The organism is Treponema sp. B152, assembly GCF_024181665.1.
In the GTDB taxonomy this organism is placed as follows: Bacteria; Spirochaetota; Spirochaetia; order Treponematales; family Treponemataceae; genus Treponema_B; species Treponema_B denticola.
On record NZ_CP058668.1, the window covers coordinates 903332 to 927391 of the forward strand.

Here is a 24060-nt window from a genome sequence, read left to right on the forward strand (position 1 = left end):
CTTTACCTCCTTAAAAAATAACGGCGCCTAATGTATATATAGTATATACTGTATATAAACACTTGTCAAGACCTAAAAAGAAATTTTATAAAATTAAGGAATTACATTTCCCTCTTCTCTTTTTTCTCAAATTTTGATACATTATAAGGCATATGTTAGATTCTATAATTAAAATTCTTTTCGGTTCAAAGCATGAGCGGGATATTAAGGCCATGCTCCCGATTTTACACAAGATAAACGAAAAAGAGGCTTGGGCTCTTTCTCTCTCCGAGGAGGAGTTTAAGGCAAAAACGGATGAGTTTAGGGAACGCTATCAAAAAGGAGAATCCTTGGATTCTTTTATCCCCGAAGCCTTTGCCCTCGCACGGGAAGCTGCCAGGCGTATCTTGGGAGAGCGTCCCTACGATGTTCAGATTTTAGGCTCCCTTGTTCTTCATTCCGGTAAGATTGTTGAAATGAAAACGGGTGAAGGTAAGACCCTTATGAGCGTTGCCGCAGCCTACTTAAACAGCCTTACGGGGAAGGGCGTTCATATTGTAACGGTAAACGATTACCTTGCAGAACGGGATGCCGATTGGATGAGACCCGTTTATTCTTATCTGGGCGTAAGTGTCGGTGTCATTCTTTCCAATATGGAAAACGATGCCCGCCGTATAGAATATAACTGCGATATAACCTACGGTACCAATAACGAGTTCGGCTTTGATTACCTCCGCGACAATATGCAGATGAGGCTCAAGGACAAGACCCAAAGAGAATTTTCTTTTGCAATAGTAGACGAAATCGACTCTATTTTGATAGACGAGGCTAGAACTCCCTTGATTATTTCGGGAGCTGCCGAAGACGATACTCAGCGCTTTTTTGAAGTTGACCGCCTCATAGGTCAATTAAAAGAAGTCGAAAAAAATCCCGAAACGGGCGAATATCCGAATGAGCTTGAGGGAGAAGAAGTTATCGGGGACTATACGATAGACGAAAAGAGTAAGAGGGTTTCTTTTACCGATTCAGGTATGCTCCATATTCAGGATATACTCCAAAGACAGGGACTTATCAAAAGCGGAAACCTCTTTGATGAAGAAAACTTTGAATATATTCACTATTTTACCCAATCGGTAAGGGCTCATGTTCTTTTCCATATTGATGTGGACTATGTTATTCAGGATGGTCAGGTACAGATAGTAGACGAGTTCACGGGCCGTGTTTTAGAGGGGCGCCGTTATTCGGACGGGCTCCATCAGGCTATTGAAGCTAAGGAGCATATTAAAATCGCTCAAAGGAACAGAACCCTTGCGACCATTACCTTCCAAAACTTCTTTAGAATGTACGATAAACTTTCCGGCATGACCGGTACGGCAGATACGGAAGCCGTAGAGTTTACAAAGATTTATAACTTAGATGTTGTTGTTATCCCGACAAACCTCCCCGTTGCCCGAAAAGATGAACACGATGTAATCTACCTAAACGAAAACGATAAATTTGAAGCTCTTTGTACCGAAATAAGCGAGGCTTATAAGAGGGGTCAGCCCGTCCTCGTAGGTACGGTTTCTATCGAAAAATCCGAGCTTATTTCAAAACTTTTAACAAAGAGAGGCGTAAGACACGAGGTTTTAAACGCCAAAAATCACGAGAGGGAAGCTCTTATAATTGCAGAAGCCGGAGCAAAGGGTTCCGTTACCATAGCTACCAATATGGCGGGACGAGGTACGGATATTAAGCTGGGCGGAAGTCCCGAAATGAGGGCTAAAAAACGCACGGGCACAAATCCCAATCCCGATTATTATGAAAAAGTTCTTGCCGAAGAATATGCAAAATGGCAAAGCGACTATAATGAGGTAAAAGAACTCGGAGGCCTTTACGTAATAGGTACGGAGCGTCATGAAAGCCGCCGAATCGATAATCAGCTTCGAGGCCGTTCCGGCCGTCAAGGAGACCCGGGACGCTCCAAATTCTTCCTTTCCCTAGATGATGACCTGATGAGGCTTTTCGGAGGCGAAAACTTAAAAAATGTTATGTCCAAGATAGGAATGAGGGCAGGAGAACCCATCGAGCATCCTTGGATAAATAAGAGCATCGAAAAGGCTCAGACAAAGGTAGAAAACCGCAACTTCGATATTCGAAAACATTTGTTGGAATATGATGATGTACTGAACGAACAGCGCTCCTTTATCTATGAGCAGCGAAATGCAATCCTTGCAGACGAAAATCTTATCGAGCGTATTTACGCAACCCTCGAAGAATTTATAAGCGAAAAATTCGATGAGTATAGTTCAAGCTCAAAGGCCGAAAAAGAAGAAAAAGCCCGTCTTATAAAAGATATCTTTAGGGAAAAGTTTTCTTATACCCTGACCGAAGAAGATTTTGCAAACATCGATAAAAAGAATCATGAAGAAGAGATAAACGAATTTGTAGAGCATTTTACAAAGGAGCTTAAAGAAAAAGAAGCTCTTGCAGGTAAAGAAAACCTGAACATGTTTATCCGCTATCAATACTTGCAGGCTATAGACAAAAAATGGCTCGACCATCTTGAAAATTTGGAATCCTTACGCGAGGCAGTTTATCTTCGCTCCTACGGACAAAAAAATCCTTTAACCGAATACAAACTTGAAGGATTCGATATTTTTTATTCCATGCTTGACGACATAAGAATCGAAATAGCCTCCCGTCTTGTCCGTGTTCAAATCAGCACGGAAGAAGAAGCCCATGCTTCACGCCAAATGCGATCCATTCAGGGAAATGCCCAGCACAATTCGATGGGAAGTTTTTCAGGTTCAGGGCAGGGAATGGGGCCGACAGCCCTTTCTTCACGAAGCCGTCCTGAAAATGCTCAGGTTGTGCGTACCGTTCCAAAGGTCGGAAGGAACGATCCATGTCCATGCGGCAGCGGAAAAAAATACAAATACTGCTGCGGAAAAAACGGTTAATTGGTATTGGGAATGAAAAAAAAACTTGTAGTACTGGTTTCGGGAAACGGGTCTAATCTTCAAGCCGTAATTGACGGAATAAAAAACGGCTCCATTGATTATAAGATTGAGGCTGTGGTTTCAAACAAAAAAGAAGCCTTTGCCCTCAGCCGTGCCGAAAGGGAGGGAATAAAGACTATTTATCTTCCTTTTAAAAAAGGCTCATCTCGAAATGAATATGATGCTCTCCTTGCCGAAAAGGTTAAAGAGTTTAAGCCCGATTATGTTTTATTATTAGGCTGGATGAGAATTTTAACTGACAGCTTTATATCTTCGTTTAAGGATAGGCTTATAAATCTTCATCCGGCCCTGCCCGGAACATTTCCGGGGACGGAGGCTATCGAAAGGCAGTACGAGGCCTTTATGAAGGGAGAAATCTCCCGCTGCGGGATTATGACCCACTTTGTTCCGGATGAAGGAGTGGATTCGGGGCCTGTAATTTTTACTGAGGAAGTTCCGGTTTTTAAGGGAGACAGGCTTGAAGATTTTGAAAAAAGAGTGCATGAGGCAGAACATGCCCTTGTAATAAAAACGCTAAAATTTTTATCGAAAGTTTGATAAGCATGGAGAGAAGATTATGGGATTGGTATTGGCATCGGTTTCCGATAAGACAGGTTTAAAGGATTTTGCATTCCGCTTAAAAGCGGCAGGTTATGATTTTATTGCCTCAGGAGGAACGGCAAAGACCTTACAAGAGGCCGGCATTAAAGTAAAAGAAGTTTCGGAATACACCTCTTCTCCTGAAATTTTAGGCGGGAGGGTTAAAACTCTTCATCCTATGATTCATGGCGGTATTTTAGCCCGCGATACCGAAGAGGATAGGGCAGAGCTAAAAGCTCTCGGCTTTAGCGGCATAGACATTGTGATAGCCAACCTATACCCTTTTGAAAAAACTATTAATTCCCCCGATTCAACGGAAAGCGATTGTATCGAAAACATAGACATAGGCGGTGTAGCTCTTTTAAGAGCTGCCGCAAAAAACTATTCCCGTGTTACAGTTATCTGCGACCCGGACGATTATGACGAAGTTTCTTCTGAAATTGAAAAGACGGGAGAGATTTCTCTTTCTTTACGCAAAAGATTGGCGATAAAGGCCTTTGACCTTTGTACCCGCTACGATGCGGCAATAACTTCTTGGCTTAGCGGGCTAAGCCGGCTTAGTGAAGGTATGGAAGAAAAGACCTCGCTTACCCTCTGTGCTTATCCCGGGCAGGATTTGCGTTACGGGGAAAACCCTCATCAAAAAGCTTGGCTCTATACAAACGAACCTAAGGCCGGCCCCTTGGGAGGAAAGGTCTTACAGGGAAAGGCTCTTTCCTATAACAATATCCTCGATGCCGACGCTGCATGGAGGGCCGTTTCTATGTTTACAAAACCTGCAGCCGTCGTGGTAAAACACCTTACCCCTTGCGGCCTTGCCGAAATAAATGAAGAACCTTTAAAAAACTCTTCCTCCGCTTCCCCTGATTCGGAAGTCTCTATTGCTTTAAGGGCAGCAATCGACTGCGATCCCGTTTCGGCCTTTGGAAGTATAATAGCTTTAAACCGTCCCTTCGATAAGGCTTCGGTTGAAGCCCTTGGAACCTTATTTGTTGAGTGCATCATAGCACCTCTTTTTACCGAAGAAGCAAAAGAACTTTTATCCGGCAAAAAAAACTTACGCTTAATCGAGGCTCCCATCCTTCAAGAAAAAGAGCCGTATGAATATAAGTCTGTCTTGGGCGGCTTTTTAAAGCAAGAAAAAGACTTGGGAGACCCCGAAGGTACTGAATATAAAGACGCAGCGGAAAGAAAGGCTGAGCCTTTTGAAAGGGCTCTTTTACAATTTGCTATGAAGGCCTGTACTATGGTTAAATCCAATGCCATTTTGCTCGCAGCCCCGATAGACCTGTCAAATCCCCAAAAAGGTTTTTGTTCCGTCGGCATAGGCTGCGGGCAGCCTAACAGGGTAGATGCAGCCCGCCAAGCCATCGAAAGAGCCGGCGAAAGAGTTAAAAACTCTGTCCTAGCCTCCGATGCCTTTTTCCCCTTTCCCGACACAATCGAAGAAGCTGCCAAGGCCGGCATAAAAGCCGTAATCCAGCCCGGCGGCTCAATCCGCGACGATTTAAGCATTGAAGAATGTAACAAACACGGAATGGCCATGCTGATAACGGGCGTAAGACATTTTAAGCATTAGGAATTTTTAATACGAGATTTTTTTTATGATATTATCTTTTTGCCGCCAGTTTTTGTTTACGCGGACTTGAAGATCCAATTGAACCTTGTAGGGAAAAATTTTACGCAGTTCGGCCATGGATTTTATCCTTATGCTCTTGATTACGGCGGCTCCCTTGCCTATGAGCATAGCCTTTTGGCTTTCTTTTTCGACATAGAGGAAGGCTCGAACCCAGAGTTCTTTGCCGTTTTTGCGCATTTCGGCATCTTCTACGCCTGCATAGAGGGCGTGAGGAATTTCTTCCCTTGTGTGAAGAATAGCCTGTTCCCTTATAATCTCCGTAATCCTAAAGACTACATCCTGATCGGTGTAGATGTCTTCGGGGTAGAGGGCTTCCCCTTCGGGGAGGAGCTCTATGAGGAGTGAAAGAATTTCGTTTATGCCCTTATCCTTTAGGGCGGAAATTTCAAAGATTCTTTCTTGCGGAATATCGGGTAAGAGGCTTAAAAGCTCTTTTTTTACAAGGTCTGCTTTCGAGGATTTGAGGTCGGCTTTGTTTAGGCCTATTACGGTTTTGTTTTGCAGGGGGATAAGAAGAGAACAGATATTTTTTTCTTCCTCTCCGAATTCCCGTGAAAGGTCTATCAGATATAAAACAGCATCCCCTTCTTCTAAGCGGGTTTTAGCAATTTCTTGAAGTTTTAGGTTTAATTTTTTTTCGGATTTGTGGTAGCCGGGGGTGTCTATAAAAACTATTTGTCCCTTGGTAGTGTTTACGATACCCCTGATTGCATTTCGGGTGGTTTGCGGAATTGATGAGACAATCGAAACCTTTTCACCTGAAGCCGTATTTAAAAATGTTGACTTTCCGGCTGAAGGACGGCCTATTATCGTTACAACTCCGCTGTTCATTTTATGCGCTTTGGCATCCTTCGCAAGATGTGCAAGAGTTAAACTTTACCTTGTTTTCGGTAAGCACAAGTACCTTTGTCGGGCAGCCTTCAACACACTTATTGCAGGAATCGCAAAGAGTATAATCTACCTTGGGTATTCCGTCTATTACCTTGATAGCTCCCGTAGGACAATTCTTTTCGCACTTCATGCACTTTATGCAGCCTCGTTTACAGTTTTTCATAATTTGAGGCTTACGCGGGTTTCTGCATGAACAGAGGGCTATGGCGCCTTTTTGATCTTTAGGAACTGTCGTTAGAACATGCTGCGGACACAGGGCAACACATACAGCGCAGCCCGTACACTTATCATAGTCTACTTCAGGAAGTCCGTTTTCTTTTATATGAATGGCATCAAAGGGGCATGCACGTTCACAGTCTCCAAGGCCTATACAACCCCAGTCACATTCCTTTGTTCCGTTAATTGAAATTTTTGCGGCCTTACAGGTTTTTACGCCTACATAGTCGCACTTGTCTCGGCAAACATCATGAGAGCCTTGGCATGTCAAAACCGCAACTCTTGCGGAAGCCGAGGCATTAACTCCCATTATCTTTCCTATGGCCTCGGCAACAGGGGCTGCTCCTACAGGGCATCCGTTTACGGGTGCATCTCCTGCAGCAACTGCTGCTGCAAATCCGTCACAGCCGGGATAACCGCAGGCACCGCAGTTTGCTCCCGGAAGAACCTCTCTTACGGCTGCAGCCGTCTTATCCGGTTCTACATAAAAGATTTTCTTAAAAAAGCCCAGCAAAAGGCCCAACAAAAGAGACAATACCAGCGATACAGCCAAGGTCAATAAAATAATATTCATGCATACTCCAATAAAACTTTATTTCTCTTGTATAATGCCATATTTTTACATTTTGTGCAAGTAATGGGTTTTAAAAATAGGTTAAGAAAATGGTAATAAAATTTGAAAATTGACATAATCTTATTTTTTCATTATAATGAGCCCTATGTTAAATCCTGAAAATATACGCAATTTTTGTATTGTAGCTCACATAGACCACGGTAAGTCTACCTTATCCGATAGGCTTATCGAAAAGACTAAGATAATAGATGAGCGCTATCACCGCAATCAGATGACCGATGATATGGACATAGAGCGGGAGCGGGGCATTACCATAAAAAGCCATGCTGTCCGAATTCCTTATACGGCTAAGGACGGTAAAAACTATGTTTTAAACTTTGTAGATACGCCCGGGCACGTAGACTTTTCCTATGAGGTTTCGCGTGCCATTGCCTCTTGCGAGGGGGCCATCTTAATTGTAGATGCCACTCAGGGCGTTGAGTCTCAAACCCTTTCAAATATGTATCTTGCCCTTGAGCATGACTTGGAAATTCTCCCCGTCATAAACAAGATTGATTTACCTGCGGCCGATATAAATGCTGCAAAGCATCAGATAGACCATGACCTGGGACTTGATCCCGATGCGGCTGTGGCCGTTTCTGCAAAGACAGGCGAAAATATCGATGCTCTTTTTGAAGCGATTATAACAACCTTTCCTCCGCCCAAGGGTTCAAAGGATAATCCATTACAGGCCCTTATCTTCGACTGCCATTACGACCCATACAGGGGAGTTGTAGTCCATGTGCGTGTTTTTGAAGGAATGATAAAACCCGGAATGACTATCCGCTTTATGAATACCGGAGGCGAATACAAGGTAGAAGAAACGGGAACCTTTGTCCTAGACCTTGTAAAGCAGGATTCACTGCAGGCCGGAGAAGTAGGCTATATAATTGCAGGCATTAAAACCGTTTCGGATGTAGGTGTAGGAGATACCATCACCGATGCAGCCGCTCCGTGCAAGGCCCCATTATCCGGTTTTAAAGAAGTAAAGCCCGTAGTTTTTTCTTCCGTCTATCCTACGGATACAAACGATTATGAGGAGCTCCGCGAATCTTTTGAAAAATTAAAGCTGAACGATGCAAGTTTAACATGGGAAAAGGACTCTTCCCTTGCACTCGGCCACGGTTTTAGGTGCGGCTTTTTGGGCCTTCTTCATCTTGAAATCGTACAAGAAAGGTTGGAAAGAGAATTCGATCAGTCGGTTATTTTTACGGCTCCCTCGGTACGCTATAAACTTACCATGCGTACGGGAGAAGAAATTATTTGCGATAACCCTGCCGATTATCCCGACGAGGGACTTATAGCCTCGGCTGAGGAGCCCTATATAAAGGCAACGCTTATAACGCCTACAAATTATCTCGGAAATGTTATGTCCCTCTGTATGGAAAAGAGGGGAGTGCAGACCAATATGACTTACTTGGACGAAAAAAGGGTTGAAATGACCTACGAGATGCCCTTAGCCGAGGTCTTGTTTGATTTTTATGACAGGCTTAAAAGTATAAGCCGCGGTTATGCTTCATTTGATTATGAGGTTATAGAAACCCGTCCTACCGATTTGGCAAAGATAGATATATTAATTAACGGAAAGCCGGTTGACGCCCTCGCCCAGCTTGCATATAAACCGAGCGCCTATGACAAGGCTCGTCTTGTCTGCGAAAAACTTAAAGACGAAATTCCGCGTCAACAGTTTAAGATACCGATTCAGGGAGCTATCGGAAGTCAGATAATAGCCAGAGAGACAATTTCGGCCTTGCGTAAGGATGTTCTTGCCAAATGTTACGGAGGTGACATCACCCGAAAGCGAAAACTTCTCGAAAAGCAAAAGGAAGGAAAAAAGCGCATGAAGATGATAGGCGATGTAGAGCTCCCGCAGTCCGCATTCTTAGCAGTATTGAAGACTAAGGAGGATTAAATTATTAGGGGGAGAGAACACCCCGTTCAGAGCAGGGTTTAGCCTTGAAGCTCTGCTGGCTGTACTCTCCCCCTATAACCCCCTCTTTTTCCCGCACTGCCAAAGGGGTATCCCCTTTGGAAACCCCGCTTTATTACAAATTTTATGGTTTATTTTTTGGTTGAGATGAATACAAAGGAGATTGGGTGAAATTACAGTTTTTCGATTTCGGATTCGGTAAGACCTGTAACTTGCATAATTTTTTGCAACGAGTCACCCAACTGTTTTAATATTTTAGCCGTTTCTCGCTTATTTTCATAAATACCCTTATACCTAGCGTCCATTTCAAAAGTAGACATTAACCTGTATTCTTGCCTTGCTTGTTCGTTTTGTTTTACTGTTTGTATCATTTCTTCTATCCTCCTTGTAAATTCACTTTTTGCCTTACCTGTTTTAAGGTATTCTAAAAATTCCTTTAATTCTTTGTCTTTGGCGTCCTTAAAAGCCTCTGAATTTATTATAACCTTTTTTGTTCCATCTTGTAAAGGCGTGTTTTTATCTTCAAGACAGATGTTTTCAAAAGTATAAACAGGTCTATTTTTGCCTATAACATCAAATAAACAAATAAAAATTACAAAGCTGTCATTTAAATCGCTATAGAAATTCCCTTTATCCAAGAACGAAATATCAATGGCTGCTTGGTAGAACCTCATTCTTTTAGGTATATTCTTCTCGTTGCTTACCTGCATTTCCACATCATAAAATTTACCGTTTTCTGTCTGCACTAAAACATCAAACCTTACGGATTTTGCCTGTTCGTATGTGTTAATATTGTGCTGTACCGAAATATAGGCAATCTTACCTATTGTGTCGGCCAATATCATCTCAATGAGCCTTTTACACAAATCCGGATTTTGCATAACTTTACAGAACATGAAGTCATCCTGTAGTGTTAAATCTTCAAATTTTTTTAGCATTTGTTTATCTCGCCTCCTCATTATATTTATAAGAATTATTTGAAAAAAATAGTAAATTATAAAAATATTTCTATAAATTGAATGTTTGAAAGTTTTGCGCAAGCAAAACTCTAAGATTAAAAATGTGCATGGATGTACATTCCCCAACCGCCATGGACGGCGGTGGTTTCAAACTTCGAGAGTTTGCGCTTGCCGCAAACTCTAAGATGAAAAATGTACAGGGATGTACATTTTTCATCGACCCTCTTTTTCTTTTCCCAAAAGAATGATATAATCGCTTGTTGTTTTAATAAATAATTTTTTAAGGATGGGAACAATTTATGAGCAAAAAGACCACCGATATTATTGTTATAGGTTTTGCTTTATTTGCTATGTTTTTAGGAGCCGGAAACTTGATATTTCCGCCTACTTTGGGACACTTATCGGGAAAGGATTGGATTTTTTCTCTTTTAGGTTTTTTGGTAACGGGAGTCGGAATGCCCGTTTTGGGTATCATATCCATGGGAAAATGCGACGGACATCTTTCCAATTTTACTAAAAATATAAACCAGTTATTTGGAACTTTTTTTATAATCTTTGTTATGCTTATAATAGGGCCGCTTTTTGCCATTCCCAGAACTGCAGCTACTACTTATGAAATAGCTATCAGACCCAACTTCGGGATAAGCTCTGTTCTATCGTCCTTTATATTCTTTGCGATTACTCTTTTCTTTGTTTTAACCCCTAATAATGTTATAGATAGGGTAGGAAAGTTTTTAACGCCTGCCTTGATAGCCGTTTTAGGCCTCTTGGTTATAAAGGGCTTTATTACTCCCATAGGTAGGCCCTCAGATCCTTCAGTCGATAAGATATTTTTAAGAGGCTTTAAAGAAGGCTATCAAACTATGGACGCTCTAGGCTCTATGATATTGGCCACAATAGTTATTTCTAGTATCAGTGCAAAAGGCTACACGGAAAAAAAATCTCTTTTAAAAATGACAATCTGGACGGGGCTTATTGCATGTATAGGCTTAGGTCTTGTTTACGGAGGCCTTGTATATGTAGGAGCAACAGGAAGTGCTGTCTTACCCGATAATCTTTCACGAACCGAAATTGTAGTTCAGTCCAGTGAGATATTATGGGGAAGGGGAGGCCGAATAGTTTTAGGTTTGGCAATAGGTTTGGCCTGTTTAACTACCTCAATCGGTCTTACCGCAACTGCAGGAGAGTATTTTTCCAAAAGATTTAAAGACGATATAAGCTACCGTGCCACCGTTATCATTATCTGTGTCGTAAGTTTTTTTCTTTCGAATTTCGGTGTAGATAATATTATCTCTATTGCAGGTCCTATTTTGGAAATTATTTATCCGGTAGCGATTGTGTTGATAGTTTTAAATTTGTTTGCAGAATTTATACCGAACAAGTACTTTTTTCATGGTGCAGTAATAGGCACTCTTTCGATAAGTATCCTCCAAGGCTGGGTTGCGGCTCAAGAGCTTATCAACAACTTACTTATTAAACTTGAAGCCTTTCCGGCAATGGATCAAGTGGGTATGAGTTTTAATACTACCATCAATGTATTAAAGACCCTCCCCTTTGAAGGTATAGGATTCCCATGGCTCCTTCCTGCTTTGGGTCTTTCTCTCTTATTCGGATTTGGTTATATTATTATGCAAAAGACCGAAAAAGCACCCTCAATGAAGAGGGAATCTCAAAAAAAGGATGAATAATGGCTGAGATAGAAAAAGTTAATTTATTGGATTTGGATGAAGAAGATTACGATACGGTTTTAGCTCCTGATATTCAGTTTAGCGGTAAGATAGAGTGTAAAAAACCGTTTATGATTAAGGGGCATGTGGAGGGCTTTTTGGTTTCCACAAGCGATGTAACCGTTGATGAAAATTCTGTTGTTAAGGCCAATATCAGGGCTGACAGGGTTGTGATCAAGGGGGCGGTTGAAGGTAATGTTTTGGCCGATACTATGGTGCATGTTTTTTCTTGCGGAAAACTGATAGGCGATGTTACGGCTCCGGAAGTAGTTCTTGAAAGTGGCTGCGTATTTAACGGTATTTGTACCATGACAAAGGATAAGCAATTTGGAAGATAAAAAAACAAAAATTAATTTTATCTTTAAATTTACTCTTGTTTTTTTTATGCTGTGCTGGGCTCCTGTTTTTTCTCAAAATAAGCCAGATGCTCTGGTCTTGTATAAGAACGGACGTTATGCCGAAGCTATTGCCGTCTGCGAGGCCGAAATTAAGCAGTCTCCCAATAATTTGGACAGTTATGTTGTAATGACATGGGCTCTCTTGGCTGACGGCCAATACCAAAAAACCTATGATATGGCCTTAGCCGGACGTAAAATTGCACAAACCGATCCCCGCCTTATAGCAACTCAGGCTGAGGCCTGTTATTATTTGGGTAAAAATTCCGAAGCCCTTAAACTTTTTCAAGATTATATTTCTTATGCTCCCAATGGAGTGCGTATTTCTTCTTCCTATTATTTTATGGGAGAAATATATTTGAGAATGGCAAAGTACAGGCATGCCGACATTTCTTTTTCCGTAGCCGTGACCCTTGATTCCTTTAACAGTCTTTGGTGGGTTCGTTTAGGCTATGCCAGAGAGCAGATAAAAGAATACCGTTATTCCCTTGAAGCCTACAATAAGGCCTTGAGCTTAAACAAAAACCTTGTTGATGCTCAGAAAGGGCGTGAAAGGGTGCTGCAGCGTTTTTAATCTATGAGTAATTTTTTTTCGGTTAGAATAGAAACGCTCGGCTGCCGCTTAAATCAGGTGGAATCCGAGGCTCTTGCCGTCCGTTTTGCCGAATGCGGTTTTGATGTGTTTTCAAAAGAAGCAGAGACTTCAATTTTGCCTGTAAAACTGTGTATTGTAAATACCTGTACGGTTACGGGAAAGGCAGAACAAAAAGCCCGTCGTCTTATCCGGCTTTTACTAAAGGAGCATGAAGAGTCTGTCATCCTTGTTACAGGCTGCTATGCAGAGCTTGAAGCCGATTCTATCGAAAAAATAAATAAAAGAATTATAGCCTTTTCGGGCAAAAAAAAAGATGAGCTTGATGGGCTTCCTAAGTTTTTAAAAGATTCCTGCCTTAAAAATAAAGATTTAAAAGAAGATACCGTTAATCTTAAAAAAAATCTTCTTATTTTTCGAAATAAAATATATTCAAAAGAAGACCGACCGGATAAATCTTTTTTGCTAAAGGAAACGGAAAGAAGAAAATCAATGTTTAAGCTGAGCTCTCCCGTTTTTGTTTTTCATTCCAGAGCCAGTTTAAAAATACAAGACGGATGTAATAATGCTTGCGCCTATTGCAGAATAAGGCTTGCACGCGGTACTTCCGTTTCCCTGCCTGCTGAAGAAGCCGTAAGGCGGATAGTTCAAATAGAAAAAAACGGAGCCGCAGAGGTTGTTTTGTCGGGTGTAAACCTATCCCAATATAGGGACGAAACCTATGGAGGCTTTGCGAATCTTTTGGCCATGCTTTTGGAAAATACAAAAAAAATAAGGCTCCGCATTTCGAGCATGTATCCCGAATGTGTAGATGACGGCATCTTAAAAATTGTAGCAAATAAAAGGATTTGCCCTCATTTTCATCTTTCGATACAGTCGGGAAGCGATAAAATTTTAAAGGCTATGAATAGGCCCTATAGGGAGGCCGACATCAGAAGGGCGATAAATAATTTGCGCAAGGCAAAGGATAATCCTTTTATCGGATGCGATATTATTACCGGTTTTCCTTCCGAGACGGAAGAGGATTTTTTACAAACATTTAAGATGTGTGAAGATTTAAAGATTCCCGGTATCCATGTTTTTCCTTTTTCGGCCCGCCCGGGAACAAAGGCTTTTTCGATGAGACCTAAGGTTCCTGAAAGAGACGCAGGTAGAAGGGCTTCGCTTCTTTCGGAATTGAGCGGAAAAAACTATCAAAGTTATTTGGCCTCCTGTAACGGAAAGTTGTTTTTTGGCGTTATCGAAAAACCTCAAAACAATGAGGATTTGAGGATTGTAACCGAAAATTATCTAAGTCTTCCTTTAGTAGTGAACAAGAAAGCCGAAAACTATAAGGGCGGAGAGGGCCTTTTTGTTGTCATAAAGGATGGAAATGCATATCTTGCGGATTAATGTATTTTATGATAAAATTATTTGGAAGCTTAATAAAGATATAAGGAATTTGAGCGGAGGTAAAAATGAAGAAAGTAATTGCGTTTTTGTTTTTGTGTATAATTGTTGGTTCGGCGTGTTTTGCACAGATTTCTATGCCTGAACCGGTTACTCCCTCATATGTTTCTCCCCGCATAAGCGGATTGGGGGCACCTTTTACAACATATCAGGCCGGAACCGAGACATTGTTTACAAACCCGGCTATATTTCCTTTTTTGACCAAACGTTGGTCGGCAGGAAAGATTGCTCTCCATGCAAATGAAGATAGTTTTGGAGGTTTTGGTTCTATCTTTGCCTCTGAAAAACTAAAGACCCTTGCGGAATATCTTTACAAAGGTGACAGTAAGTATTTTGACTTTTCTGCTACGGGCCCTTTAGCCCTCAGCTTAGCCGATAGGAATTTTGCGGTAGGCATTTTTAATAGAACCGTTTTGCACGCTGATGTACAAAATACTATAATGAAAAAACTTTTAATAGGAGAAGAGCTTTTAGTAACCGGAGGCTATGGTATTTGTCTTTATGACGATGATGTTAATAAGGTATCGCTAGGCTTTCAGATGAAGGGCTTTTTTCAAACATTTTCTTATGCTTTGAATAAGAGCAAGGCAGATATGACTTTGGCTGTGAATTCAGGTTTACAGGACTTAAATATTGTTTTAGCCAGCGGTATCGGTTTGGATGCCGGTTTTTTATATAAGTATGACAACTACTTTTTTTTAGGTATTACATGTAAAGATGCTTATACTCCGGTCTTTTTAACCCCTTATAATAATTTTTCAGATTATAAAAAGGCAATTACGGCAGGTAAAACACAATATAAAACTCTTTTGCCTAATTTGAGTGCCGGCATAGGATCAATGCCTGTTTTTGACGATGTATGGACTACCGTTTCTTCATGGTCATTTTATCTTGATTATCAGAATATTCTCGAGCCAATTTTTAACAAAAATAGGAGTCCTCTGCTCAACCTAGCCTTTGGAACCGAAATAGTTTTTCACAAGGTTTTGAGCTTTAGGTTGGGTATGCATGAACTTTACCCTCATTTGGGAGTCGGTCTTGATTTTACCTATTTTCAGATAGATTTTTCTGCCTTTTTAAAGGAACTGGGTAATAAACCTTGGGAAAAGCAAAAAATAGGCTTGGATTTTGCTTTTTCATTTGAATATTAATTTTTAACGTAATTTATTTTTAGGAATTCTTATGTCTTTTAAATTAAAATCAGGCAGCCGTATTAGAATTCTCTCACGGCTTGCTCTTCTTTCAGCCACCCTCTTATGGGGAAGTACCTTTGTTGCAGTAAGCAGCACAAACGATTTTTTTAAGCCCAACTTCTTATTGGCTTGCCGTTTTTTGCCTGCCTGTCTGATTCTTTGTGCCGTGTTCTTTAAGCGTTTAAAACAGCTTGATAAGCGTTACGTAAAGGCCGGAATGATTTTAGGGCTGATTATGTTTGCCGGTTATTCTTTGCAAGCCATTGCAATTACTACTGCAGGTGGGCTTCCCGGCCGAAGCTCTTTTTTGGTGGCTACCTATTGTGTTCTGGTTCCATTTGTAAACGCCGTAGTTTTAAAAAAAAGGCCTGATAAATTCAATCTTTTTGCTGCCTTTCTTTGTTTTGCAGGAATCCTTGCAATTTCGATGCCGGATTTGATCTTGGAAAGCCAAAAGGGGGTAAACTGGGGAGATGTTCTTTCCCTTATAAGCAGTTTTATATTTGCCGTATACATAGTTCTTCTTCCTAAATTTATGGAAGAACTCGATGTTCCCCTCATAACGCTAACTCAATTTGCCTTTGCAGGAACTTATGCTCTTATTTTTTCTCTTTTGTTCGAGGATAATTCCAATACCGTTTGGAATTATCAGTCTGTTTTTACGCTTGTTTATTTAACCGTTCTTTGTACGGCCCTCTGCGTCCTGCTTCAGGCTGTGGGGCAAAAGAACACGCCTCCGACTACGGCTGCCCTTATTTTTTCTCTTGAATCTGTATTCAGTATCTTTCTTTCGATAATGCTTACCGACGAAAAATTTACGCCTGCTTTAGCCCTAGGTTGTTCCTTTATCTTTATTGCAATTATAATCTCCGAAACAAAGCTTTCGTTTTTAAAAAAGAAATCGGTAGAAGTAAACTGCTAAGCGCTCCAAGAACGCAAAGGCTTTTGATAAATTTACCTTACGTTATACTTACAAGGTTCAACATATTTTTCTATCATCGGTTTATCGACACCTCGTTTTTTGATCATTTCGCTGTAGAATTCACCGCTTTTTTTGATGGTCCTTTCTTGAGTTTCGTAATTACAGTACACAAGGCCGAAACGGGCGGATTCTCCTTCTTTCCACTCGAAGTTGTCGATAAAGCACCAATGATAATAGGCTTCAAAGGGGAGGGGAGATTCGCTTATAAGCTTTAGGTGATCATAAATATAGCGGCATCTAAACTCATCCTTATTGTCGCAGGTTCCGTTTTCGCTTATGACTATCGGAAGGGGGAGGCAGTTATAACAGGTTTGAGCGCACTCGATTAAGCCCAAGGGATAAATATCCCAGCCTAAATCGTTTTTAGGCGTGTTTTCAAAAGCCTTGTAAGAGAACCCTCTTACTGCCTGCCTTGAATAATAGTTGATAGCTATAAAATCTAAATAGTTTTTCTTTTTTATGTTTAGGATATTTTTAAATGGAAATGAAAATTCTCCTTTAAAACAGGCTTCCATAATTCCGTCTTGGAAAATTTTGCTTATTCTTTTTGCCGCCCTTTGATCGGCTTTTCTATTCTTATCCTTTGGGTGGAAGGCCTGCATGTGGTGGGCAAAACTTACTCTTGTATCCGTAAGACCTTTTTCTTTGCGTATTTCATGGATTAAATCGTAGGCTTTGCAGTGTGCTGCTATGAAAATATTCATTACCTTTAAAGTTTTTGCAATCGATTTTTTTTCGGGCGGCCAAAGACCTAAAAAGAAGGACTGAACTGCATAGACATTGGGTTCATTTATTGTAACATAGTCGCTACAAAAGCTTCCAAGCTCGCTTATGCAGGTCTTTACATAATTTAAAAAGACTTCGACATTTTCTTTTTTTGTAAAGCCTCCCGAGTTCTCAAACCACATGGGATGGCTGAAGTGGTATAGGCTTATTAAGGGTCTTATACCTGCTTTTTTTAAAAGGCTTAATTCTTCCTTGTAGTGGTCAATGGCTTTAGTGTCGAACTTTCCTTTTTCAGGCTCAATGCGTGCCCATTCTAAGGACATGCGGTAAGTTTGAATCCCCATCTTTTTTAGAAGTTCGGTGTCTTCTTCAACCTTTTCGTAGTGCATATTTGCACGGGCGACATCGGAGCCGTCATTTGTCATTTTGCGGTCACAAAAATCGTTCCAGTTGGAGTTTACCCTTCCTCCCTCAATTTGGGTAGAAGCCGTAGCAACCCCAAGTAAAAAATTTTCTTTTAACTTAAACATCATTTTCTCCAGGAATTTTTTTACGATAAAAGTCCACGATGGATCTTCCATATACCCTTTCATCGCTTTTTGTCAAAGAGCCTATTGTTTGAGGCATCGCCTTTTCGGATGGCCTGTGCATCATCACAAGGCCTCCTTCTTTTAATATTTTTGATTCTGCTATTTTTTCGAGAAGTTCTATGTGAAATTTATAGGGAAAGGGAGGGTCGAGGTAGATAATATCAAATGATTCCTTAGCTCTTTTTATAAATGTTTCTGCAGGCATCCTTTTACATTCAAGCTTTTTATCTGCCATTGAAACGTTTTTTAATAAAACGGGGAATTTATCGGCATCTTTTTCTACAAGGTAGACGGGGTAGGCTCCTCGTGAGTAGGCTTCCAAACCGCAGACTCCTGAGCCCGTAAAAAGGTCTAAAAAAGAAAGACCTGAAAGGTCTCCAAGTATGGAAAAAACAGACTCCCTCATCCTGTCCATTGCAGGCCGTATTATCCCCTTAGGGCATTCTACCTGCCTGTTTTTTAAACTGCCGCCGGTTATTCTCATGAGAATAATTATAGCACAGACCTATCCTAAGTTCAATAACTCTGAAAGTTCATTTTGAGAAACTATGTTGTATGTTTCATTTTCAATATTCGTATCGGAAATATCTATATTTATTTTGCCGAGAAAATCCTGATGCTTTTTGTAAATACCTTCAATACGGGTTTTTTCCGTATTAAAAATAGATTCGCCTCCAAGCTTTTCAGTTAGGATAAGCTTCAAAACGCTCATATATTTTTTGATGCAAAAATAAAGACAGTTCATTGTGTCTATATAATCAGGCAGATGGGATTGAGGTTCTATCTGATTGAAGAGTTTTTGAAGAGCCGCATCAAAAAATAAAATATCCCTCATCATCTTATCTGCAAAAATACTTTCTGAAAGGTCTAAATTAAGACCGTCCTTTATTACGTCCAACATTCTTGTTATTTGAAACAAATTATCCTGAAAAACAATCTTATGAAGCATCTTCTTTCCCCTTTTAAAATAAACTAAAAAAACTACAGCTCTATTTTATTTTCGGAAGATAAATTTATCGGCTTTAATTGTTCGACCTTTTTTCCTTCCCCTTGCTTTTTTAGCGGTTCTTTGATAGACTGACACCATGGCAAAGACAGTAGACGATAAAAAGATTATTTACACAATGGATAGGGTTTCAAGAACCCATGGAACAAAACAGGTTTTAAAGGATATAAGCCTTTCTTATTTTTACGGTGCAAAAATAGGAGTTATAGGTTCTAACGGGTCCGGTAAGTCAAGCCTCTTGCGTATTATGGCAGGAATTGACGGGGATTATATGGGAGAAGTTTCTTCGGCTCCCGGCTATACTATAGGCTATCTTGAACAGGAGCCCCAGCTTCAAAGCGGCAAGACCGTTCGAGAGGTTGTTTCCGAGGGGGTTCAGGAATTGGTAGACCTTCTTGCGGAATTCGACAAGATAAACGAAGCCTTCGGCGATCCCGATGCCGATATGGATAAACTGATGGAAAAACAGGCCAAGGTGCAGGAAAAGCTGGATGCAACAGATGCTTGGAATTTGGACAGCCGTCTCGACCTTGCTATGGAAGCCTTGAGATGTCCGCCCGCCGATCAGGTAATCGATGTGCTTTCAGGGGGAGAAAAAAGACGGGTTGCCCTTTGCAGACTCCTTCTTCAAAAGCCCGATATTCTTTTATTGGACGAACCTACCAACCACTTGGATGCGGAAACGGTGGCATGGCTTGAGAGGCATCTCCATCAATATGCAGGAACGATTATCTGCGTAACCCACGACCGCTATTTTTTGGATAATGTTGCAGGCTGGATATTGGAGCTTGACCGAGGAGAAGGTATTCCGTGGAAGGGCAATTATTCAAGTTGGCTTGATCAAAAACAAAAAAGGCTTGCTCTTGAAGAAAAGGGAGAGACGGAGCGCCAAAAGGCTTTAAAACGGGAGCTTGAATGGATTGGTATGAGCCCGAAGGGAAGACATGCCAAGAGCAAGGCCCGTATCAACGAGTACGAAAAACTTTTAGCCCAAGGCTCAAAGGAAAAAATAAAGGATTCTCAGATTACCATTCCGCCGGGACCGAGGCTGGGGAACTTGGTTATAGATGTTAAAAATGCCGCAAAGCATTACGGCGACAGAATTCTCTTTGATAAGCTTAATTTTTCGGTTCCTGCGGGAGCCATAGTCGGTATCATAGGTCCGAACGGTGCCGGTAAGACAACCCTATTTAAGATGATAGTCGGGGCTGCAGGTTTTGAAACCCCGGAAGGAGCCGATCAAAAAAGGCAGATCGTAAAACCCGATGAGGGTGAAATCAAAATAGGGGATTCGGTAAAACTTTGCTATGTAGATCAGACAAGAGAAAAACTTGATCCTAACAAGACCGTTTGGGAGCAGCTTTCGGACGGGCTTGATATTATAAAGCTGGGAGCCTCGGACGGTTCTTCCGGTGTACGCGAGGTAAACTCAAGGGCTTATTGTTCTTGGTTTAACTTTTCGGGACAAGACCAATCCCGCAAGGTAGGCGTACTTTCAGGCGGAGAGAGGAACAGACTTAATTTGGCTATGATGCTAAAAGAAGGCGGAAACGTTTTAATGCTCGACGAGCCTACAAACGATTTGGATGTTACCACTCTTCGAGCTTTGGAAGAAGCCCTTGAAAGTTTTGCAGGTTCAGTCCTTGTCATAAGCCATGACCGCTGGTTTTTGGACAGAGTTTGCTCCCATATCTTGGCCTTCGAAGCTGACGGAGAAGTTGTATGGTTTGACGGCAACTGGACGGAATACGCCGAATGGAGACGCGAAAAGTACGGTAAGGATGCCGATACTCCCCACAGAGGCGTTTACAGAAAGCTTGAAAGGTAACCGGCTTAACCCTATGAAAAGCCCTGCGATGATTATATTCGATTATGGGAATACTCTTATTTATGAAAAGGAGCTTGATTTGGAAAGAGCCTATAAGGCCCTCTATGCTCAAATTCATAAAAATCCCGATAAAATAGATTTTATTACCTTTTATGAAAAGGGAATGGCTATTTTTGAGAAGGTAAAATCGCGGGCTTTACAAAACGATGTAGAAATACACACTCATAATTTTTATAATTGTCTTTTTCAAATCCTTAATGTAGAATTTAACCTATCCTACACGGAGCTGGAAATCCTTTTTTGGGAAGCTCTGGCACCGTGCAGGGCAATGCCCAATATCGAAAAACTTCTGCTCTTTTTGGAAGCCAAAAATATCAGAACTGCCGTCATAAGCAATATTGCTTTTTCGGAAAAAGCCCTGACTGCAAGAATAAATAAATATCTTCCGCGAAACAAATTCGAATTTATAATAGCTTCAAGTGAGTACGGGTTTAGAAAGCCCGATTGCCTTCTTTTTGAAGCAGCCTTAAAAAAAGCCTGCCTTTCCGCCGATGAGGTGTGGTATTGCGGAGACAACCCGCGAGCCGATGTTATAGGCTCAGCTGCTCTCGGAATAAAACCTGTCTTATATACAAGCAGTTTTGCCTGTCCCTATGACAACGAAAACCATATTTCTCCCGATTTTGAATTTACCAAAATAAGCGATTGGGACGAGCTGATAGAACTGATTGAAGGTTAAAATTCTTTACCCTATTGACAAATTTACAATATAGTTCAAAATAGAAAGATGAATAAAAGAATAACTTGGATAAATACTATTATCTTTTTAACTCTTCTGTTGGCAGCTATTTTTTTTATGCCGCAGCGGGCTCCTGCAACATCTAATTCCGAATCCGATGCAGGTAATGCCGATGTAAATTTACGATATCTTGAATCCGTGTACAAACTTCTTCAAGAAAATTATGTAGATGAAATAGACCCCGCCGTTTTATATAAGGGGGCTATGGAAGGGATGCTTAATTCTCTTCAAGACCCTTATACCTCTTATATTTTTAAGGATACGACGGCGGGTCATGATTTGGAGGATACTACAACCGGTGTTTTTGGAGGTATAGGTGTTCATATTACAAAACCGAATGTATCTACCCCTGAGCGTCCTGCCTATGTTGAAGTTGCAAGCCCTATTGAAGGAACTCCGGGTTGGAAGGCCGGACTTCAACCGGGAGACTATATTATCGAAATCGACGGAGTAAAAACCGAAGAGATTACCCAGGAGGATGTTTTAAATATGCTTCGGGGGAAAGAAGGTACTCAGGTTACAATAAAAGTTCTTAGAGGAAAAAATCTAAAGTTTGATCTTACACTGACACGAGCCATAATCGAAGTTCCTACCATAAAGTATACAAAAATCGGAAAGGATATTGCCTATATCCGTTTAATAGAGTTTAATCCTAATTCGGCAAAACGAATAACCGAGGCTATAGAAAAATTACAAGAAGAAGGCTGTACAAAGCTGATCTTTGATTTAAAGAATAATCCCGGAGGTTTGATTACAAGCTCTATTGATGTAGCGAGTATCTTTTTAGAATCGGGTGTTGTGGTTTCGACAAAGGGAAGAGCCCGCAACACAAGCGAAACTTATAATGTCCGCCGATTCGTAAAAAGGCTTCCTAAAGATATGCCCATAGTTGTTCTCATAAATGAAGGTTCTGCAAGTGCTTCCGAAATTGTGGCAGGTGCCTTAAAGGATCATAAGAGGGCCTATCTTGTAGGAACCCGCTCTTACGGCAAGGGCTTGGTGCAAAGTGTCGTCCAGTTGAGCGAAAAGGAGCTTGTGAAGCTTACAATAGCAAGATACTATTCTCCTAGCGGGGCAAATATAAATAAGCAGGGGATTCTTCCCGACTTGGAAGTTAAAAGGCCTAGTTTTACACCCGATGAAGAAAAGAGCGTACTTGAGCTTTTAAAGACTTCTAAAATTGCAAACTTTACAAGGAGCAAGCCTTCTATTTCAAAAAATGAGATGATAGATTTTTCTAAAAAGCTTGGTAAAGAATACAATGTAAGACATGAGCTGATTTTAAGTCTTGTAAAAGTTGAATACTACCGCTCTCACGAAAGTCCCGTTATAGATGAAGATGATGAGCAGCTGCAGGCAGCAATAAATCTTTTAAAAACAAAGGATGTAAATGCTCTTTGTAAAACTACGAAGACTCTGTTTGAGATGCAGGAAGAAGAAAAGGCAAGAACCGAAGATAAAAAATAATGAAGCAGCTGATTATTTCCGCAGAGCCGGATAAGGATATAATCCGGCTCAATAAAAAAGATTATAACTATCTTGTTTCCGTGCGGAGAATTAAAGAAGGGCAGGTCTTAAACATTTCTTTAAATGGAGTTAAGCCTGCCTCGGCTGAAGTTTTTAAAATTAATACCGAAAAAAAATATATAGAGCTTAGGCTTTTAAAGGAAGAATTAGCCTTAGAGGCTGAACCTTATAAACCCCATGCAGAAATTATTTTAATGCAATGGCTTATAAAGGGGAATCACATGGATATTGCAGTGAGGCAGGCTGCAGAAGCCGGCTGTTCGCTCATTGTTCCTGTTTTGGGAGAATTCTCTGTTATAAAAAAAGAAAACATAAATCAAACCGAAAGGCGCGAGCGTATTATCAGAGAGGCAAGACAGCAGTCAGGTTCCGTTGTAAATACTAAAATTCTTCCTGCCCAAGAATTGAAGGTGGCTTTGGATTCGGTTTTGGACTATACGGCGAACAGGAAAACCGCTTTTATAATGCTGAGCGAAAAAAAGGTAGGCTCGTTTAGTTTTTTTGACTGCTTATCGGCCGAGACCGAGGCGATAGTGCTTGCCATAGGCTGCGAAGGCGGCATAGGTTCTAAAGAAATTGAATTTTTAAAAGAACATAAATTTGAAGAAGTGCATTTTAATACAAATGTGCTCCGTGCCGAAACGGCGGCAATTTATTCGATTGCGGCCGCTCAGGTTATAATGGAGGAAAAAGGTGGCTGTAAAAAGAATTAATTTTTTAAATGTTCCTCTTGATGTTTTACATGAAGAAGATATAGAAGAAACCGTGATGTCTCTTTTAAATAAAGAAGGGCCGCAGCAGATTATCTTTATGACTATCTGGGATGTTCTTAGAGCACGCCGCAACGGAGAGTTTAGAAATATGGTTAAAGAAGCGGCTCTTTGTTTGCCTGTTTCAAAAAGCCTGATACGCGGTGCCCGCTTTTTAAAAAAAGATGTCCCCGTAAGAAGACAGCAGTTTTCGGTAGTTATAGATTTTCTAAACGTAATAGATTCCCACTATAAGAGCCTCTATCTTTTCGGAGGCCGGCAGGAAAGTCTTCTCGTCGCCGAAAAAAACGTTAGAAGCACATTTCCCGGGCTACGCTTGGTTGGCCGCTTTGCCGGTTACTATCATAAATCGATGGAGCCCCATATTATTTCGGCTATTTCAAAGGCAGCCCCTTCCGTAGTCATTATAGGAAAGGGAGTCCCCGGCGGGAGAAAATGGATTTACCGCAACAAGGAGCATTTTAATTCCGGAATCTTTATCCGTTATGCAAACCTAATCGATATTTTTTCCAAATTTAAAAAACGCCCCTCCGAAAAACTTTTTAATTCCGGGTGGGATTTTATAATCCCAGTGCTTAAAAATCCTTTTAGAATATTTACTTTTTTTGGTTATATTTGGTATAATATTTTGCTCTTATTTTATAGACTGTTTAGAAAAGGGTAAACTT

The 24060-nt window shown here is 40.9% G+C and carries 21 protein-coding genes; 15 read left to right on the forward strand and 6 right to left on the reverse strand.

What is annotated here, in order from left to right:
• Positions 1–152: 152 nt before the first annotated feature.
• Genes secA through purH form a run of 3 tightly spaced genes read left to right on the forward strand, consistent with a single transcriptional unit; the run spans position 153 to position 5139 of the window.
• The gene (gene secA, locus HYB91_RS04035; RefSeq protein ID WP_253719640.1) at positions 153–2921 is read left to right on the forward strand and encodes a preprotein translocase subunit SecA; all 2769 of its coding nucleotides are present in this window, start codon (positions 153–155) and stop codon (positions 2919–2921) included.
• Between the two features lie 12 nt (positions 2922–2933).
• Complete coding sequence (gene purN / locus HYB91_RS04040) at positions 2934–3518, forward strand: phosphoribosylglycinamide formyltransferase (protein WP_253719641.1); 585 nt, start codon at positions 2934–2936, stop codon at positions 3516–3518.
• A gap of 19 nt (positions 3519–3537) precedes the next feature.
• Positions 3538–5139, forward strand: coding sequence for a bifunctional phosphoribosylaminoimidazolecarboxamide formyltransferase/IMP cyclohydrolase (gene purH / locus HYB91_RS04045; protein WP_002675269.1), 1602 nt, complete (start codon positions 3538–3540; stop codon positions 5137–5139).
• A 6-nt stretch (positions 5140–5145) separates the two neighbouring features.
• Here the strand turns inward: purH and era are convergent, their stop codons facing one another.
• Both era and HYB91_RS04055 read right to left on the reverse strand, forming a co-directional pair.
• Positions 5146–6030 (reverse strand): GTPase Era, encoded by an 885-nt coding sequence (gene era, locus HYB91_RS04050; protein WP_002675267.1) that lies wholly within the window; start codon positions 6028–6030, stop codon positions 5146–5148.
• A 1-nt stretch (position 6031) separates the two neighbouring features.
• Entirely contained in the window at positions 6032–6880 is an 849-nt protein-coding gene (locus tag HYB91_RS04055; protein WP_002669703.1) for an RnfABCDGE type electron transport complex subunit B, read from the reverse strand.
• Between the two features lie 145 nt (positions 6881–7025).
• On the opposite strand from HYB91_RS04055, the gene lepA reads away from it, so the two are divergent.
• Positions 7026–8831 carry a translation elongation factor 4 gene (lepA, locus tag HYB91_RS04060; RefSeq protein WP_002694425.1) on the forward strand — a complete coding sequence of 602 codons (1806 nt, stop codon included), beginning with the start codon at positions 7026–7028 and terminating at the stop codon, positions 8829–8831.
• Between the two features lie 191 nt (positions 8832–9022).
• Here lepA and HYB91_RS04065 read toward each other — a convergent pair whose 3' ends face one another.
• Positions 9023–9787 carry an Rpn family recombination-promoting nuclease/putative transposase gene (locus HYB91_RS04065; RefSeq protein WP_002675263.1) on the reverse strand — a complete coding sequence of 255 codons (765 nt, stop codon included), beginning with the start codon at positions 9785–9787 and terminating at the stop codon, positions 9023–9025.
• A gap of 320 nt (positions 9788–10107) precedes the next feature.
• Between HYB91_RS04065 and brnQ the strand changes: the two genes are divergently transcribed.
• From brnQ to HYB91_RS04095, 6 genes are all read left to right on the forward strand, one after another.
• Positions 10108–11496 (forward strand): branched-chain amino acid transport system II carrier protein, encoded by a 1389-nt coding sequence (gene brnQ, locus HYB91_RS04070; RefSeq protein WP_002669699.1) that lies wholly within the window; start codon positions 10108–10110, stop codon positions 11494–11496.
• Positions 11496–11873 (forward strand): bactofilin family protein, encoded by a 378-nt coding sequence (locus HYB91_RS04075; RefSeq protein ID WP_002669698.1) that lies wholly within the window; start codon positions 11496–11498, stop codon positions 11871–11873. Before brnQ ends, HYB91_RS04075 begins: the two co-directional genes overlap by 1 nt.
• A complete protein-coding gene (locus HYB91_RS04080) occupies positions 11863–12504 on the forward strand; it encodes a tetratricopeptide repeat protein (RefSeq protein ID WP_002675261.1) in 642 nt (213 codons plus the stop codon). Before HYB91_RS04075 ends, HYB91_RS04080 begins: the two co-directional genes overlap by 11 nt.
• A 3-nt stretch (positions 12505–12507) precedes the next feature.
• Positions 12508–13914, forward strand: coding sequence for a tRNA (N(6)-L-threonylcarbamoyladenosine(37)-C(2))-methylthiotransferase MtaB (mtaB, locus tag HYB91_RS04085; protein WP_002675259.1), 1407 nt, complete (start codon positions 12508–12510; stop codon positions 13912–13914).
• 65 nt (positions 13915–13979) lie between these two features.
• On the forward strand, positions 13980–15122 hold the full coding sequence (locus HYB91_RS04090) for a hypothetical protein (protein ID WP_002675257.1): 1143 nt from the start codon (positions 13980–13982) through the stop codon (positions 15120–15122).
• A 31-nt stretch (positions 15123–15153) separates the two neighbouring features.
• Entirely contained in the window at positions 15154–16086 is a 933-nt protein-coding gene (locus HYB91_RS04095) for a DMT family transporter (protein ID WP_002675037.1), read from the forward strand.
• 32 nt (positions 16087–16118) lie between these two features.
• Here HYB91_RS04095 and HYB91_RS04100 read toward each other — a convergent pair whose 3' ends face one another.
• Genes HYB91_RS04100 through HYB91_RS04110 form a run of 3 tightly spaced genes read right to left on the reverse strand, consistent with a single transcriptional unit; the run spans position 16119 to position 18411 of the window.
• Positions 16119–17402: a glycoside hydrolase family 1 protein gene (locus tag HYB91_RS04100; RefSeq protein WP_002675255.1), complete on the reverse strand. Its 1284-nt coding sequence runs from the start codon at positions 17400–17402 to the stop codon at positions 16119–16121.
• Positions 17395–17946: a 16S rRNA (guanine(966)-N(2))-methyltransferase RsmD gene (rsmD, locus tag HYB91_RS04105; RefSeq protein ID WP_002675254.1), complete on the reverse strand. Its 552-nt coding sequence runs from the start codon at positions 17944–17946 to the stop codon at positions 17395–17397. Before rsmD ends, HYB91_RS04100 begins: the two co-directional genes overlap by 8 nt.
• Before the next feature lie 21 nt (positions 17947–17967).
• Positions 17968–18411 carry a hypothetical protein gene (locus tag HYB91_RS04110; protein WP_002669683.1) on the reverse strand — a complete coding sequence of 148 codons (444 nt, stop codon included), beginning with the start codon at positions 18409–18411 and terminating at the stop codon, positions 17968–17970.
• A 136-nt stretch (positions 18412–18547) separates the two neighbouring features.
• Here HYB91_RS04110 and ettA point away from each other — a divergent pair, with 136 nt between their 5' ends.
• The 5 genes from ettA to HYB91_RS04135 are packed head-to-tail and all read left to right on the forward strand — an operon-like array spanning position 18548 to position 24056.
• Positions 18548–20296, forward strand: coding sequence for an energy-dependent translational throttle protein EttA (gene ettA, locus HYB91_RS04115; RefSeq protein ID WP_002675252.1), 1749 nt, complete (start codon positions 18548–18550; stop codon positions 20294–20296).
• A gap of 13 nt (positions 20297–20309) precedes the next feature.
• Positions 20310–21035, forward strand: coding sequence for an HAD family hydrolase (locus HYB91_RS04120; RefSeq protein WP_002675251.1), 726 nt, complete (start codon positions 20310–20312; stop codon positions 21033–21035).
• 48 nt (positions 21036–21083) lie between these two features.
• Positions 21084–22562: a S41 family peptidase gene (locus HYB91_RS04125; RefSeq protein ID WP_002675250.1), complete on the forward strand. Its 1479-nt coding sequence runs from the start codon at positions 21084–21086 to the stop codon at positions 22560–22562.
• Entirely contained in the window at positions 22562–23335 is a 774-nt protein-coding gene (locus HYB91_RS04130) for a 16S rRNA (uracil(1498)-N(3))-methyltransferase (protein ID WP_002675249.1), read from the forward strand. Before HYB91_RS04125 ends, HYB91_RS04130 begins: the two co-directional genes overlap by 1 nt.
• A complete protein-coding gene (locus tag HYB91_RS04135) occupies positions 23316–24056 on the forward strand; it encodes a WecB/TagA/CpsF family glycosyltransferase (RefSeq protein ID WP_002675248.1) in 741 nt (246 codons plus the stop codon). Before HYB91_RS04130 ends, HYB91_RS04135 begins: the two co-directional genes overlap by 20 nt.
• Positions 24057–24060: the final 4 nt, after the last annotated feature.